This is a genomic window from Ktedonosporobacter rubrisoli, from assembly GCF_004208415.1.
GTDB classification, from domain to species: Bacteria; Chloroflexota; Ktedonobacteria; order Ktedonobacterales; family Ktedonobacteraceae; genus Ktedonosporobacter; species Ktedonosporobacter rubrisoli.
In genome coordinates this window covers 1,972,743-1,988,939 of the sequence record NZ_CP035758.1, presented here as the reverse complement: position 1 = coordinate 1,988,939, position 16,197 = coordinate 1,972,743, and the positions used below count along the sequence as shown (strand labels likewise).

The 16,197-nt window shown below is 50.0% G+C and carries 12 protein-coding genes; 6 read left to right on the top strand and 6 right to left on the bottom strand.

Annotation, left to right across the window (positions count from 1 at the left end):
• The first annotated feature begins 73 nt into the window (after nt 1–73).
• Nucleotides 74–676 (top strand): TetR/AcrR family transcriptional regulator, encoded by a 603-nt coding sequence (locus tag EPA93_RS09155; protein WP_129886762.1) that lies wholly within the window; start codon nt 74–76, stop codon nt 674–676.
• A 25-nt stretch (nt 677–701) separates the two neighbouring features.
• Nucleotides 702–1,997, top strand: a complete 1,296-nt coding sequence (locus EPA93_RS09150; RefSeq protein ID WP_165422977.1) for a glycosyltransferase — start codon at nt 702–704, stop codon at nt 1,995–1,997.
• A gap of 169 nt (nt 1,998–2,166) precedes the next feature.
• Here EPA93_RS09150 and EPA93_RS09145 read toward each other — a convergent pair whose 3' ends face one another.
• Entirely contained in the window at nt 2,167–3,186 is a 1,020-nt protein-coding gene (locus tag EPA93_RS09145) for an RNA ligase (ATP) (RefSeq protein ID WP_165422976.1), read from the bottom strand.
• Nucleotides 3,187–3,557: 371 nt separating this feature from the next.
• Between EPA93_RS09145 and EPA93_RS09140 the strand changes: the two genes are divergently transcribed.
• Nucleotides 3,558–4,214, top strand: a complete 657-nt coding sequence (locus EPA93_RS09140) for a hypothetical protein (protein WP_129886759.1) — start codon at nt 3,558–3,560, stop codon at nt 4,212–4,214.
• Nucleotides 4,215–4,311: 97 nt separating this feature from the next.
• On the opposite strand, the gene EPA93_RS09135 is transcribed toward EPA93_RS09140, so the two are convergent.
• The 3 genes from EPA93_RS09135 to EPA93_RS09125 all read right to left on the bottom strand — a co-directional run bounded on the left by EPA93_RS09135 (nt 4,312) and on the right by EPA93_RS09125 (nt 9,798).
• Nucleotides 4,312–6,267: a primary-amine oxidase gene (locus EPA93_RS09135; protein WP_129886758.1), complete on the bottom strand. Its 1,956-nt coding sequence runs from the start codon at nt 6,265–6,267 to the stop codon at nt 4,312–4,314.
• Between the two features lie 170 nt (nt 6,268–6,437).
• Nucleotides 6,438–7,943 (bottom strand): APC family permease, encoded by a 1,506-nt coding sequence (locus EPA93_RS09130; protein ID WP_129886757.1) that lies wholly within the window; start codon nt 7,941–7,943, stop codon nt 6,438–6,440.
• Between the two features lie 355 nt (nt 7,944–8,298).
• Nucleotides 8,299–9,798 (bottom strand): APC family permease, encoded by a 1,500-nt coding sequence (locus EPA93_RS09125; RefSeq protein WP_129886756.1) that lies wholly within the window; start codon nt 9,796–9,798, stop codon nt 8,299–8,301.
• Between the two features lie 769 nt (nt 9,799–10,567).
• On the opposite strand from EPA93_RS09125, the gene EPA93_RS48265 reads away from it, so the two are divergent.
• The gene (locus tag EPA93_RS48265) at nt 10,568–10,720 is read left to right on the top strand and encodes a hypothetical protein (RefSeq protein WP_165422975.1); all 153 of its coding nucleotides are present in this window, start codon (nt 10,568–10,570) and stop codon (nt 10,718–10,720) included.
• A gap of 156 nt (nt 10,721–10,876) precedes the next feature.
• Here EPA93_RS48265 and EPA93_RS09120 read toward each other — a convergent pair whose 3' ends face one another.
• Together EPA93_RS09120 and EPA93_RS09115 are read right to left on the bottom strand one after the other, a co-directional pair.
• Nucleotides 10,877–12,418, bottom strand: a complete 1,542-nt coding sequence (locus EPA93_RS09120) for a WD40 repeat domain-containing protein (protein WP_129886755.1) — start codon at nt 12,416–12,418, stop codon at nt 10,877–10,879.
• Between the two features lie 17 nt (nt 12,419–12,435).
• Nucleotides 12,436–12,966 carry an RNA polymerase sigma factor gene (locus EPA93_RS09115; protein ID WP_129886754.1) on the bottom strand — a complete coding sequence of 177 codons (531 nt, stop codon included), beginning with the start codon at nt 12,964–12,966 and terminating at the stop codon, nt 12,436–12,438.
• Nucleotides 12,967–13,207: 241 nt separating this feature from the next.
• Between EPA93_RS09115 and EPA93_RS09110 the strand changes: the two genes are divergently transcribed.
• Both EPA93_RS09110 and EPA93_RS09105 read left to right on the top strand, forming a co-directional pair.
• Entirely contained in the window at nt 13,208–14,935 is a 1,728-nt protein-coding gene (locus EPA93_RS09110) for an erythromycin esterase family protein (protein ID WP_129886753.1), read from the top strand.
• 351 nt (nt 14,936–15,286) lie between these two features.
• Entirely contained in the window at nt 15,287–16,192 is a 906-nt protein-coding gene (locus EPA93_RS09105) for a LysR family transcriptional regulator (RefSeq protein ID WP_129886752.1), read from the top strand.
• Nucleotides 16,193–16,197: the final 5 nt, after the last annotated feature.

Here is a 16,197-nt window from a genome sequence, read left to right as displayed (position 1 = left end):
TTGCTTAAGGGCCTCTTTTCTGGTATACTTTCTCTAGTTTTTAGATCGACATATCAATCGAAAAGAGGGACTTATGTCACCACGTTCCGCTCAGGCCAATCAACGCCTTCATGAAGAGCAAAAAGAGCGCATCCTTGCCGCGGCCCTACCAGTCTTTGTACAGAAAGGTCTGGCGGCTACAAGAATGACTGATATCGCGACCGCCGCTAAGATGGGCTATGGCTCTGTCTATCACTACTTTCCTGATAAAGAGGCAATTTTCACGGCTTTAATCCAACGCGAGATGGAGGCCAGCGCTCAACATATCAGGGAAGTGCTTGAGATGCCGGGTACGCCCTGGGAGCGTCTTGAGTGGTGGCTTTCTCGTGCCATGATCTGGGTGTATAAGCATCCAGAGGTCATTCTGTTTATGACCCAGGTACTGATCAATGAGCCCGCCCATGAGCAGCTCCGCAGCCTGGTCTATCAGTTGAGCCGAACATCCCATCAAGAGCTGCGCAGGCTCATTGTGGAAGGCCAGGAAGCTGGGCAAGTGGCCACGGGCAATCCTGATCAGCTTGTCATCGCCATTCAGTCTTGTCTGCAGGGCTTTGCGATTGAAGCCGCTTTTCGCCAGGATCATGCTCGTGAGCAATTCCCTGATGCACAGATACTTCTTCGTCTGCTACGACCATAGTACAAATACAAGGAGTGTTATCTCAGTGTCCATAAAATCAGTAAAGCATATTCGCTTGCTTGCTCTGGGCTCACAGGGCGACGTCCAACCTTATGTAGCCCTGGGGCTAGGATTACAGCAAGCTGGCTTTGACGTTTCTCTCGGCACTACAGCCGAATTTCGCCCATTTGTCGAAGCCTGGGGGCTGCCTTGCGTCACCACACCATTGAAATTATTCTCAGTGATAAAACAAGATACGATGAATGAAGATAAAGCGACAACATCTTTGCACAAACATCGCTTGAAAGAACAGCGCCGCGCCCAAAAAATTTTTTTGCAGCTTGTACGGGATATAGTTCCCGAGCTGGCTCGGGGAGCTGATCTGCTCCTCTACTCCTTTTCGACTTTCCTTGCTGCGCCCCACGTTGCAGAAAAATTAGGCATCCCTGCTCTCCTTGCCGCTTTCCAGCCTGTCATGATCCCGACAGCAACCTTTCCATCTAATCGGGCCCCCGCTCTTCCCCTGGGTGGTTGGTACAATCGCCTCACCTATAGCTGGAGTGAGCGCCTCACCTGGCTATTTGTGCAGCACTCGCTCAATGCCTGGCGACGCGAAAAACTCCACTTGCCCAATCTCGACATGCAAGGCTTTTTGGCTCCATTACACGGGAAAGCTCAACCTATCCTCTTCGGTCTTAGCCCCACGATTGTGCCCCGACCTTCCGATTGGGGCGAGCATATTCATCTCACCGGCTACTGGTTTTTGCCTCCAGCTAGCGCTTTTCAGCCCTCAGCCGAATTGTCGGCTTTCCTGCAAGCTGGCACTCCACCAATCTCCATTGGCTTTGGCAGCATGCGCAGCCTCTATTCTCATGCAATGCTCGATCTGCTCAAGGCAGCAATCAAGCAAGCCGGAGTTCGGGCCATCCTCATTGCCAATAGAAAGCATCTCCCATCCACCAACCTGCCGGAACAGATTTTTCTTGTAGATCACATCCCCCATGACTGGCTATTTCCTCGCGTAGCTGCAGCGGTTCATCATGGAGGCGCCGGGACGACAGGGGCTACGCTACGTGCAGGTATCCCGACTATCGTACTTCCTTATCTCTCTGGAATAGATCAAGCTTTCTGGGGAAAACGTGTGGCAGAGCTTGGCGTGGGTCCAGCACCCATCCCTTTCTCACAGTTGACAGCGGATTCTCTCGCTCAGGCCATTCGACAAGCCATTTCTGATGAGGCTATGCGTAAGAAAGCCGCGTGGATCGGCGAGCAGCTTCGGGCTGAAAACGGCGTCGGCAATGCGGCTCAGGTGATCATAGACTTTGTAAACAAGGGCTCATAGTCTTTCAGATCGCTCCCCCTCATGCAGCATTTCTACGACAAGCACGTCTAACCTTCATCCTGGGGAGGAGAAGTTCCACATACAAGCTGACTGTGCCTGAACATGCAGTCGTATGTGCATGTGGAACTTTGAAAAAAGTTGAAGCTAAGCGACATCCAGATCTCTCTGTTCAGCGATCGGTATAGTCAGTATTCTTGCTAAACAGATAGTCGTCGCTCACGTACTTGAGAATGACACGCCCCAGTTCAGGATGACTATACTCATGGACCGGTTTGACAACGAGCCCCTCACGCAGATGGGCATCTTGCGCCATTATCAACGTAGGACCGTTGCTCAAACGCTTAATCTCCTCCATCTGAAAGGGAATCTCTGCGACAATCGGGACCGTCTCCACACCATAGCGCTGGCAAAGCGCCAGGAAGTCTGGCCAGTCTTGATATCTGCCATCGATACAAAGATCGAAGGCCCGAAAGCCTAAGCGTTCCTTCAAACCATAGTGAAGCGACTGAATCTTGCTGCCATACACTTCTCCATAGAGGATCACCTGCTGGTGAGAGCTGCCCAGTTCTTCGAGCAAGCTGCGAACAGGCGCCAGGTGAAAAGGGAACCAGTAGATGTTCCGGGCAAACTGCTCATTCTCTGGTCGCTTGCGGCGCAGAGACTTAGAACCTGCCATCATCTCACCCTCGATCATCCCCACACGACAGTTCGTGCCATGCACTTTTTCTGTCAGCACTACTGCCTCGCCAGGAGTAAAGATATCGGGATAGTTACGCAAATTCTCGATCTCAGTATACTCCTGGAAAAGTGGATGATCCTTTTCCATATCCCCTGCCTCCGGACGTACTGGCGGCTCATAGCGAGTAGCTCCATAGTACTCGGCCATATTCTGACCTATGGTCCAATTCTCATCATCAGGTTCCACCACAAGGCCAAAGGATGGCTCGCCCCGCAGCTTAGCACAGCGTATACGCTGCTTGCTCAGGTATTTCGTCACGCCAAAGCGTTCGCTGATTTCAAGCGGCAAGATCGCATCGATGGGAAAGTAGACAACTTTCTGCCCCACATGATATGCATCTTTCTTCACCACGATTTGCCAGCCCAGTACCTGGGCCAATTCTAGCGCATCAGCGTTGGGATGAGGTGCAAGTTTTTCGATAAGAGCTACCGGTACAAGAAGATTACTCACTTTTCGCCTCTCTTTACCCAAAAAATCTTTCTACCTTTACATATTACCAACTAGTTTGCTATATGTCAATGTATCACAGCAGAAAAACAGGGCTTTCCAGTTCTCGTTCTTGTGCTGCCTCAGGCGGCGCCCTCATCACATGATGTTTGACAAAACACTAGATAGAAGTAATACGATTGAAAACACGCTTATACTATATGTTATGGAGATTCAAACAAAAATAAATTTGATTTTATTTAACTTTCAACCTTCATAATAGATGTATTTCTTCTTGCATAACGTTCTGGCCGTGGAGCTTACGGGGATAGGGATCATCTATTCAGGCAAAACTTTTGCCATCACTTTCACAGACACAGAGGAGAATACATTTCATGACGCTAACCTTAGCACCAACCTCTCTTACGGATTTAGAAGCTTCCTGGGAGATCTATGCTCACTATTTCGGTGATGAAGGGTTAGGAAAACGCGAAGATTGCTACAGCTTGCTCAAATGCCCCTACAGTTGTTGGACGCTCAAAGACGACGGACAGATTATAGGCGGCTTCTCTTTATTCAGCCTTTCAAGTGCCTTTCTCTCCGCAATTCTGGCAGGCCAGCGCTTTGATAGTGAGATCACATTTGAAGATGTACTGCCCTTCAAACAGGGAGAGCCAGCGCATCTCTATCTCGCCGCCGGAGCTGTGGATGCTAGCTTGCCAGCTCACGCGCGAAAATTCTATGCCGGGCGGCTTGCTGGCTCTTTCGCCTCGGTTATTTGCTTGCTTTATGAACAAGGATATACGATCGAGGCGATCTATGGGCTGGCGGTCACTGCCGAGGGTGAGCAAATTATCAGCAGAATTGGCTTTACGCCCTTGGGAGAGATAGTCAATACATATCACTACAAACCCTACAGCTATGCCATGACAGAGCAGGGACTCAAGCGCTTGCGCTCGTTGCGCCGCCTGGCCCCTGCCTTGCTTGCCGATAGCCCTGATGCTATCAAGATAAGCAGCGAGGGCGCTTTACCTGTACCCTCGTCCCTATAACTACGGTACTCATCGGCTGGGCAACTGCCAGAGCTGCCCAACCCATCCCCCGCACTACACACAACGCCTTACTGTTTTCGTCTGCTTGCTCCCAGGTTTATTCATGTTCACAGCAATGTGAGCCATGTTCCTTTTCTGCCTGTGGCGCAACGTCAAGGGCAGGGCTCTGGGCAAAGAAACCGTTGGGGCGCAGCATAAAGCCAGCATAGGCAACCGGCATGACCGGCCAGTCTTCTGGACGCGCGATATGATGAACTCCCACCGTATGCCAGAGCACAAGATCCGTATGCTCAATCGAACGGTCAGCCTTCGTCCAGGCCAGCAAGCCATCGCCGCCCTTATGCTGGTTGGGATAGTTGCCAGCCGGATAGCGTTCCTCTGGATCATATGGCGTGACCCATACGTGATGCTTGGTAAAGCCGGCGCGCTGCAAGAAACTTGAGGATTCGTGTGCGAAGGGCAAGACATTGGTGCCCGCCATCAGCTGATAGCTCACCGCCTCGCCCGTCGCCGGATTATGCACATCAGGATTGATTATTTTCCAGGTGCGCCCTCTGCACGGGTCGATATCGCGTTGAGCCTCTAGCTCTGTTCTAAGCGGCGTGGCCTGCACATAGAAGGCATTGCCATAAGGATTCTCAGGCCCTTCGGGTACTGCCACGGTCTGCTCCTCAACCACTGTGTTGCGCGCACCATCGACATTTGTATCCAGGCGGAAGCAGAAGAAATGCTGGTGATGCGGGGCGTATAGTTGCGGCGCTATCAGCTTTCCATACTTTGGCTCTTCGCCTGGGGCAATCGCGGCAACATTCATAATTCCTGTCAGCTTGGTTTCCTGCTGAATCGAGCCATCCTGATAGAAATACCAGAAGAAACCATACTCATAGATGCCAACCGTAGCAATAAACGAGACTACCAGGCGGCGTGAACGCCTGACCTCCGTGTGTTCAGTGCGGAAATTGAAATGCTTCCACAGAATGCCATAGTCTTCTTCATGCATACACACCGCATTGGGCAGGGTCAAGACATTTCCATCGGCATCGGCCATATGGGCATCAAAATAGTAGATAGTGCCCAGGCAGTCACAGCCCAGCTTAAGCGCATTGGCCAGGGTTCCCACGCCATATTCACCAACATCAAAGGCGTTCTGGCGACTATGGCTCGGGCTGGCATCGCCATAGGGTACCACCATTTCGGAAAGCGCGGCCCGATAAAGTATCGGTCGGACCTTACCATTTTCTTTAAAGCCGATGTCATAGAGTATAAGCCCCTCGCGCGGAGCAAAACCCAGACGCAATGTCCAGTTATCCCATTCGACATGATGCCCATTTACGCGAAAACTTGGGCCCTCGGGCTGCGCTATCTCCAATGGCTTGAGCGTCTCCCGAGGCTGTACTGCATTTACATAGTTCCCGGGCTCTGGCGGTACGGGCACTACGCCATAATCGTCAACCCTTATCACCTGCATGGTCGTCAAGTCAAAGAGCGCATGCAAACCCTCGACGGGATGGGCATAGCTATTCTCCTGGGAATCATCAGGGTTGACACGCGTATGCACAGTTGTGCGCAGGATACGACGCGAGTTCTCTTCTGCTACCCCATAGTTGCCAGCCGACCACGGATCAACATACACCAGGTCCAGGTTGGTAATGCCCCGCTTCGCTAAGGCCGCCAGAAAATCGGGGTGCTCCTTGACAGCCTGCTCACAGGCCAGGAACTCTTCGGGCATGATCGAGGGCTGAACGCCGGATATGTGCTTCCAGGACTCGATCTTGCCCTCACTGATGTTCACAATTACTTCGTACGTGGCACTTGTTTCTTCAGATTTGTCGAGCAATACCATGAATGCTCTGCGTACAACAGGATCGCCTTCCCTAAAAGCCTGCACCTCCTGCTTAGAAGGCTCATACAGCGCCACCGAGACAAAGCGCACAAGCTCACTCAAGGAGCGCTCAGCCTTGACCATCGCAACAGCTGTTCTGATCTCTTCAGGAGTTAAGGGCTCTAATGGATGGGTTATAACGGCTGGGGAGCCTTTTACCTGGGTTGACATAAATACGCCTTTCTAGAAAGAGGAGGCTACTCTCCTCTGAGTAGCTCCTCAACAAGAACTAACATGCCCACGAGACCTGAGACAAACTACGAATATCTTCAATATACTATATATTCTCTTGCGCTACCTGACTCAGCGCATCCCTGAGGGCGCAAGCAGCGGTGAGCGGCCTATTCCTGGGCGGGCTGCGCAGAGGCCTCTTCATCTTCCTCAGGTATCGTGCCTCCCTCAGCCGCCACAACGCTAATCGGCTCATCTTCCCAGACGTGCGCCTTAGAAGCTTCTGCAAGCAGTTCGGGCTTATTGCTACGCACGACGAAGGCCCAGATTGCAGCAATGACGATTACAGCCAGGGAGCCGAAAGGGGCGATATTGTTAGGCCACTGCGGGAAGGGGATAACGCTTCCATACAAGCCAAGCACAGGGGCTATCAGAGCGATGACGAAAATAATCCAGCGCCACCATTTCTTCGGCTCCTCGCGCAAAATAGTTACCGCACACAATACAAGCACAAGATAGATGGTGGTAATCAGAATCGTTCCCCAGGAGGCAAAGATGTTAAAAGCGGTCATGGGGTCCGCGCCAATGATGGCAAGGAAGATTGTCACGATTACGGCACAGGAAAAGACAAACAGGTTGCCGCCCAGGGGCGTATCTGGCCTTGTGCGAAAATTCGTTGTGCGCGCCATCACTTGAGGCAAGAAGCCATGACGAGCGAGCGCAAAGATGCCGCGCGCTGTGGTCGCGGTAAAGGCGCTCACTGAGACGATAACATCGATTACTACTGCGATATCTATCAAAACAGCCAGCCAGGGACCGACATAGCGCGTACCCAGAGTATCGAGCGGTGAGCCATCTTTGGCCCACTGATCGGCATGAGCCAGGCCAAAGCCGATGCCCGAAGCATAGGTGATAATTAAATAGAATACAGCAGCGATAATGACTGTGCCAGCAATGGCGCGCGGAATCGAGCGGCGCGGGTCCGCCGTCTCCTCACCCAGCGAGGCAGAGGCCTCAAAGCCAATAAACATGGTGATGGCAAAGAGAATGCCCTGGAACAACCCAGAAACTGAGGCATGTGCCGGATTGAACATCTCCAGGGAGTTGCCAGCATCTCCTCCCTTAACAATGATGACAAGGGCCAGGAATAATAACGGAAGAGTCGAAAGTCCTGTGAGTACAAGTTGTACGCGCGTCGTGATCCTGATCCCAAAGTGGTTTAAGAGAAATATGCCACAGATAGCGATTATTGCGTAAATCCACCAGGGCAAGGAGAGCCCGAAGGCTGTATGGAATAGCGTCGAAGTGAGCAGGCCAATCGCCGGATAGCCTCCTATTCCAGCCAAGACCAAAATGCCCGTAAAATAGAGGCAGGCAGCCACTATACCTATTACTGGTGATATGCGGCGCAGATAGTCGTAAATGGCTCCCGCCCCCGCATAGCGCCGGGCATAGAGGGTGATCATCCAGCCCACGCTGAGCATTCCTATCGCCGCGAGCAGAAAGGAAATCGGCGTGGAAATACCTGCGGCACCGATAACGAGCGTGGCCACAAAGGCGACGCTAAAAATGGGTCCGATCGCCAGGGATTGCGCAATTGCTTCCCAGGTTGAGAGAATAGGGCGTCCCAGCCGTTGGGCGGGAGCAGCCGTTGGTGTGATTTGCTCTGTAGACATGAAACCTCCTTACTCTTAATATTCAAGAGTGGGTTGAACATTATACATGTACCAAAGGGGTTCTCTATTCCAGATCCTTCTCCTGCTTCCGTTTCGCCGCCTTATCCAAACTTCCGATTTTACGGTTACCCTTCTAGCTTTATGCCGTTTCTCGCATCCATACCTCCCAGCAAAAAGAGCACCATAACCGAATAAATTATAAAAACAAAATTCGAGTGTGATAAGAACAGCTAATAAAACTTGCAAAATTTTTTGCTCTTCTGTTATATCCTCCGAAAGCATGATAAAAGATGTTTTAGCTATTTTCAAGTACTCTTCTGCTCAGAATCTCCCTACTAGCCTCAACAGGTCCAGATTACGTGTTAGATGTAGTTAAGGCTTCCCAATCAGCCTGGCTGGCGGCTATCGGGCTGACTATCAAGGCAGCAATCAGGCAGAAAAGGGTTATCAGGGTAACTGATATCTTCCAGGTAACATCGTTCATTACCTGCGCAGGGAGCCAGGGATAAACAAATATACTGATAAGCGTCAATATACAGGTCACAGTGCCCACGATAATGCTGGTCCACAATACTATGCGGGGAAATATGCGCTGAGCATTAAAGAACTTACGATCTTTGTACCAGAGGAAAAAGAGATTTATAAAGTAAAAGATGGTCGCGAGCGTCCAGATGGCGGTCAGGGCAGCAGAGACGACGGTCTGGATCTGCGTAGCTAGCAACGTCTTATTACCGGCAATGACGCTCGGCCCTACAATAAAGATGACCACAACCAGAATAGAGGCCATCAAGGTATGAAACCATATGGCGACTGCTGGTGCGCGGTTCTTATTGAGCTGGGCCAGACTTTTAGGCAGGCGCTGGTCGATGCTGGCAACTAACAGGAGCCGCGATGAGATGAGCGCGTATAAAATGCTCGCCATGATGCAAAACATCAAGACACAGACAGTCGTTACACTTCCCAATAGCTTGCCGAGAGTCATATCAACCACGCCAACCACGACAAACGATTGATTAGCATCCTGACTGAGATTTGTGCCTCGAATGATCAGAACGGCAAGGGTAACGAGAAAATAGTTGGCAAATGTAAGCACCGAGCCCCAGGAGAGATGGCGCACTATCTCTTTTTTCTTGTCCTGGCTCTCGCGCACCTCGCCTGCCATGGTGACCGGTCCACTGGCCCCAATGAAGTTGAGCGTAACAATTCCAAAGAGGGCAAAGTTATCGGGCGTAATTGCCCAATCTCCAGCTTTGAAAAAGTCTGTCATGGCATGATGCCCCGAGATGAGCCACACTATTGCCGATAAGGTTACTAGCAAGGCCGCGCATACGGTCATAATGGCTCCCGCTCTGATGAGCAGTTGCAAAGCGCGCAGCCTCTGCGTGGCAAGAAAAGCCCCAAACATAAGGATGAGGATCATCAGCGTTCCTTGCTGCCAGGGCTCGGTCAGCCAGCGGGGATTGATGCCTTGCAGAATAGTGACCATTACGTTTCCAGAGGTGACCGGGGCGAGGACGCAGCTGAGCCAGTAGCACAGTCCAACAAAGAAGCTAGCTCCACTACCAAGCGCGTGGTACGTCCAATTGTAGAGCGATCCTTCATGCGGGAACATCGTAACAAGCTGTCTGGTTGCAATAACACACGGGACAAAAAATAGTACAGCTCCCACAATAGTATAGGTCAATCCCACTACTCCCCCGCTGGCCGAGAGTACGGCATTGGTGATAAGAAACATCATGGGAGTGTAGAAAGCCAGTAAATCCCACTTAGTGAGAACTCGCGGCATCGTCTGAGGAATATAGTGTTCCGATGGTAATGGCGCGCGTCGAGGTTTGTCGGGTGAAGGTAGAGCCATATCTTGCCTCTCTTAATATAAATCCATATTTTCCCTGTTCTCCAGCTTTCAAGAGAAAAGGTAATTGCTTCCTTGCTCCTCCATGACATGTTTTACGAGCCCAGACTGTTAAAACTGCACGGTTGTTTCGAGGTATAGAAAAGTCCTCTTATTAATTTTTTAATAGGAACATGCAGTAAAGCCAGGAGGTACGGATTAATTTATACGCAATTTCTCAGCAATAAACAAGTGACAGATGTTAAAAATCTATTAAAAAACAGATAAATTTTTGCTTTAAGTTAAAAGTATTAGATTCTTGTAGGGGTACGATTCATAACAAGCACTCTTCAAGCAGGGAAGCTAACACCTACGTGTCACGCTCAGGGCGTTCTAGAATCAGTTTATGTAGTAATCTTACCTTCTGGTAAAAGACAAAAGAAGAAATTTTGGCTATGCCAAATGTACTAACAGCTTGCTTTGCAGAAGAAGATACGTCCATAAGAAGTATGTAAGCAGAGATAAGCAATTATTCTATCAAATGCCAATTTTGTATGCAATAATAATACTATTCATGCATTTTCAAGCAGCGCGAAAATTATCCAATAATACTATCTTTTGCAGATTCATTTCGATAGCATCGATATCGTTGGGCGAGCACTGCCCACATCTTTAAAGTACCGCAACATCGTGAAAAATGGGCACGCAGCCTTCGTTGTGGATGATATTGTCTCCCTCTCTCCATATCGCGCACGCATGCTTGAAATTCGGGGCCAGGCAGATTTCTCCTGAGATGATCGGCATCAAGGCAAGAAAGATTATCGCCATTGGTCTCTCCAGCGATCCAGGCCTCAAGATCAGTCGAACCATCGAACACAACGGCGCTGTGCACGAGACGCGCACATCTACGGGTCCGCAAGCAGAAGAAGAAAGTGGGCAAGGATGAAAGCAGCCCTGAGGTAAAATAATTTGTGGTCAACTCAACAATCATTCCGAGGCCTTCCACTTCTCCAACATGGGATAGCGAAAGACCTCATTCCTCCACTCAAAACTTAGGGAGCTTACCATGCTATATACGTGGTTTACGCTCAACCATTGCCCCTTAGCCAGCTGTCCATACTTTCGCGACCATTTCCTTGGCCTCTGTTTGCCCTTCACCCGAAACTATATAGTTTCCGTTGGGAGACCAGGCTAACTGGCACACGTTCGCTTTATGACCTTCATAGGTATAGAGCGTCTGGCCGCTCTTGCTATCTAGGATCTTCACCTGTGAACTTTGCGCATATGCCAGCCACTGGCCATCTGGCGACCAGGCTAAGGGCCCGGAGCTCGCTGCTTTATACTGTGTGACAAGTTTCGCGGTTCCCACATTCCAGACTTCGATTGAAGATGTTTGTATGGCCGAAACAAAAGCCAGGTTATGGCTGGCAGGCTGAAACTCCAGCGGACTATCCGAACCTGTACCACCAGGTTTTTGAAACACGATCTGACGTGCGGGAATATTCCAGGCCCAGATCATGACCTGCTTATTCTGAGAAACCGTCTGATTCCCTGGCTCTGAACTGAAAACATTGGCAGCCAGGTAACGACCATCGCCAGACCAGGCCAGAGTAGTCGGAACGTAATTGTTATTAAGATTAAAGGTATAGGCGAGCTCGAAGGTCTTTGCGTTCAAAATCTCAATATAGCCACCGCTCCCTGCACTGACTGAGGCCGCAATGAAGTTACCATCATGCGACCAGGCAACGCTTCTGAAGCCCTCTCCACTGCCCGTGGGCCGCAAAGATGTATGGTAGATTTTGCTACCTCCCTGATATGCAATCCCTGTTCCCTGCGCCTGAAGCGTTTGCACTATAGCCCCTGTCTGGCCGTTGACTATGAACAGCGCCTGGCTGCTGGCAATGGCAAGAAGCTGGCTATCTGGCGACCAAGCCAGCCCATTTGGGAAAGCTTCAGGATTGTCAAATTGCACATTCACAAGATGCTTCCCGCTCGTGGCATCCCAGATCTGCGCACCCTCAATCGTCGAAGAGGCTACGCGCGTACTATCCGGCGACCAGGCCAGCCCATTGAAGCCCACCTTATTGCCGACCGAGGTATAGAGCGTCTTCCCAATGTTGCTTACCTTCCTTGAAGCTGGCGTAGCTTTTGGCGGCGTAGCCGTTACTACTGATTCCCTTCCCGATCCCTCCCTTGTTAACTGTTGCTGGCGATAGTTTTGCACAAGAAACAAGCCCCCTATAAGAATGACCAGGGCTGCTATGGCAACCAGAATACCAACTGATCGCCTAGCCTTTGGTATCATAGGCGATAAAGAATGTTTATCTTCCATGCTCACTTTTCTTTCTGGCCGGGCTCTTTTCTCTACAAAGAGCCGGGTTGCTGAAGGTGAGGGAACCAGTGTCGGGCTCTGCTCTTTCCGCGCGCTGTAGTGCTCTAGCAGGCGATTTTCAACCCGGCGCATGGCTTGCTGATAGCTCCTATACTCAGAACCATACAAGCTCTGCAGGTCCCGAATGAGGCGCGTACCAGGATCGCTCAGCTTTTGCTGAGAAAATTCACTGTGAGCGTGGTCAATGGAAGAGAGTTGTTCTACTGACTCATCTAGACGAGAAGGCTCGAAAGGATCATATTGCTCTGACATGCTCTATTACTCTCCTCCTATCCATTCTCATAGATCTTTCGTAACATTTTGAGCGCTCGTGAAAGCATTACACGTACTGCACCCTCGCTTTTTTGCAATTGTGCAGCAATTTCGGCACTGCGCAATCCATAAGCAAAGCGCAGACGCACCACTTCTTGCTGAGGAAGCGGTAAACGCCGGATATGCGCCTGAAGAAGAGCATGCTCTTCCTGGCGCAGCAATACGACCTCGGGCGTAGTAGATTCCTGCGCATATAGTTCTTCGGATACAAGGTCAAGAGGTATGCCCTGACGACCTCGTTTGCGATGATAATCTACTGCTTTATTGCGTGCCACACACCAGAGCCAGGCTTCCTGCTCTCTTAAGCCTAATGCCTCGAACCGTGGGCGTTCTAGGGCAGCCAGAAAGACTTCTAGTAGCAGGTCCTCAGTATCTTCTAGCGAACCACAATGCCGGTGTAGATAGGCAAAAAGCGCTGGTGCGTATCGCTGATAGAGCGCGCTCAAATATGCTTTAGCGTTCAGCGATGGCAGAGGCTCCTGTTGCATATGTACCTCTAAATTCAATAGTTGAGATCTCACACGATACATCGTAATAAAGTAACTTTTGTTACAACATGGCAAAATAGATTTTCAATCCAGTGTAGGCGGTCAAGCTTGATATTTTCTCTAATTATTCCTGTATAGCAGACAAAAGTGGTAAACAGTGGCCTGTATGCACTCTTTGCGATACAATGTTCAGAACATCATTGATTCTTCTGCACTTGTAATATATGCGGAGTGAGTATATATGTCTGAAATAGCGCAGCCGGTTGTTGAGCTTCGTAACGCTGTCTTCCCTCTCAAAAGTAATCTCCCTCAAGATAACCTGACGGATCTTTCCCCATTGAAAGCTCTGATAGGTGATGCTCATATTGTTGCCATAGGAGAAGCTACGCATGGAACAAAAGAATTTATGCTGATGAGGCATCGCCTCCTGAAATTCCTGATCGAAGAAATGGGTTTCTCTCATTTAGCACTTGAGGCTTCCTGGGATCAATGCAGCCGCATCAATACCTATATTCAGGCCGGAGAAGGAGATCCACAGACTTTGGTAAAGGAGTTGTATTGGGTCTACAGGACCCAGGAATTTGTAGAGGTTATTACCTGGTTACGCCAGTATAACGAACAACATTCCAACATTATCAGCTTCTTTGGCCTGGATATGCAAAGCTTTTCCCTGGCCAGCGAAGCGGTTAAAGCGTATGTTGCTTCCTTTTTGCCCCAAGAGCTCTCTGAGGTAGAGGCCAGCCTTGCTCTGCTCTCCAGACTTCCCCTGAGGATTAAGCTCTCACCTCAGGAAAAAAGATCCTGCCGGAGCTGTCTGCAGAAGCTGTACACGCGTTTGAGCGAGGATGAATCTCAATTTGGCGATGCTCTCTCTTCAAGAGCTCTTGTCCACGTGCGCCAAAGCTTGCGCATTCTCATGCAAGCAGAATGCGTGTTTTCTGGGGAAGATTCTTCAGCGCGCGATCGTTTTATGGCCACCAATCTCGCCAGTATTCTCGATGAGGCAGGCCCGGAGACGAAGATCATTGTCTGGGCGCATAATGAACATATTGGCAACGCAGAATATCGCTTACCCAATACCACATTTAGAAGTATGGGGTCCTACCTGCGCGAGTGGTATCAGACTGACTACCGCGCCATCGCCTTGAGCTTTTACCAGGGAACCTGTTATGCCATTGAAGGCAATGATGCGCTGGCTCGTTCCTCCCTCTTAGTTGCCCATCGTGTGCTTCCACCTCCCGAGCAGAGTTATGAATATCTCTTCAATCAGGTAGGGCCTGCTCGCTGGCTGCTGGATTTCCAGCAGGTCGATCCTGCGGGAGCTGCCGCCCGCTGGTTAGAAGGTCCTCGTCTCTTTCGCTTTATTGGCGCCTTGTATCGAGAGGATCAGCCGCAAATATTTTTTTGTCAGGCCTCTTTGCGGCGTGAGTTTGATGGAGCCATCTTTCTGCGCGATACTTCAGCCGTGCAAACGCTTGTTCTTCATGCCAGACGGACAGATCAGGATGATCAGGGGCAAAATGTTCTTTCTCCCTATCCAACGAACCTTGATTTCACTACAAAATTGGTTGGATGGGAATTGACAGGAAGTAAGCAAGCCTATGAGGTTGGTATTGAGCAGGAATATATCTATCTCAGGTCAAAAGAAGCCGGGGATACCAAAGGCTGTACTTTAGCTCAGAGCTTCCTTGCCCATTATTACAGAAGGAAGCGCCTGCGCTTCTCGGCCTTGGTACAAGCTGAAGGAATTGTGGGAGGAGCTCAGATCTGGCTGCGCGTCGGCAATCATAAGCACAGTCTCTGTTTTATGCGCAGGCCGGCTCCTCCTCTCCAAGGCTCATGCGCCTGGACAGCATACGAAATTATCAAGGATATCCAGGAAGAGAGCACCAATATCACTATTGGTTTTTTTCTGTGTGGGACTGGTCAGTTCCGCTTCAAACAGGCCAGACTAGAAATCATTGAGTAGATACGTCGTCTAAGATTCCTGGATCTCCGGAATCTCTAAGCAACATATTCCTAACAAAAGATCAACTAATAAGTATTGGCACAGCATAAACCTGGTGCAAGACTATTAGAAGGCTTTTGCGGAAAAGCCAGAAAGGCGCTTCATTATTGATATACCGGCCTTTACAGCTCTGGCTGCTCGCTTTAATCCCTGCTTCGCTATGCACACGTAGCTTTCCCTAATTATAGGGGCAGCCTGTATCCCTCGTTCTCAAAAAACTCTCCATAGCACGACATCATTGTTATAAAATAAGACAATATCTGCTATACTTTTGATAAGCTTTCTTTATCGGAAGGGAGACCTTAACAGCCTATGGACCTTCATCAACTGCAAGCCTTTGATCAAATCGTTTTATATAGCAGTTTCAGCAAAGCTGCTCGCAAATTGGGGGTTTCCCAACCAACCATCAGCTTGCGGATTCGCGCACTTGAGCAGGAGGTTGGAGGAGCACTATTCCAGCGAAACGGCCGCCACCTCTCTTTGACAGAACTTGGACAAAGCTTTCTTCCCTATACTCAAACAGCGCTTCGCGCAATGACGACAGGAATAGACGTAGCTCGGCGAACCCACGAGGGAGAAAGAGGACAACTGAGAATCGCAACTTTACCTTCTCTGGCCGCAGGTTTTTTTGCCACAGCGCTTGCCCGCTTCTATCACGACCATCCACATATTGATGTAGCGATTCATACCGGCCATACACAAGAAATCTGCGAAATGCTCTATGAACATTATGTTCACCTTGGCTTCGTGGTTGGACCCTTCTTTCATCCTGAGCTCTCTCCACTCCTAAGCCTGAAAGAACCTTTGATATTGGTAACGTATCCCGAGCATCCCCTCGCCCAAGCAGAGCATATCACGCTCGCGGAAATCGTAAGCCAGGGCCAGCCCTTCTTTCTCATCGATTGGAATGTCGAGGTGAAACGCTGGCAATCACATCTACTCTCCGCTGCACCATCATCAACTATTGAGGTTCCTCCTCAAACTGCCTACGACTTACTCATGAGCGGGCAAGGCGTCGCGCTCTTGACACGAGCCATGGTTGAACAAGAGGTGAAAACAGGCAGATTGGTAGAGCTCCATGCTCAACAGATACCTCAATTTCACCGCGAAAGTCTGCTTATGCATTATACAACTGTTTCCTCCTTACCAACTGCCGTCAAAGTATGGCTTCGTTTCTTTCGAGAAGAGGCGCGACACTATTGTCTTGATAGCAGGTGAATCTC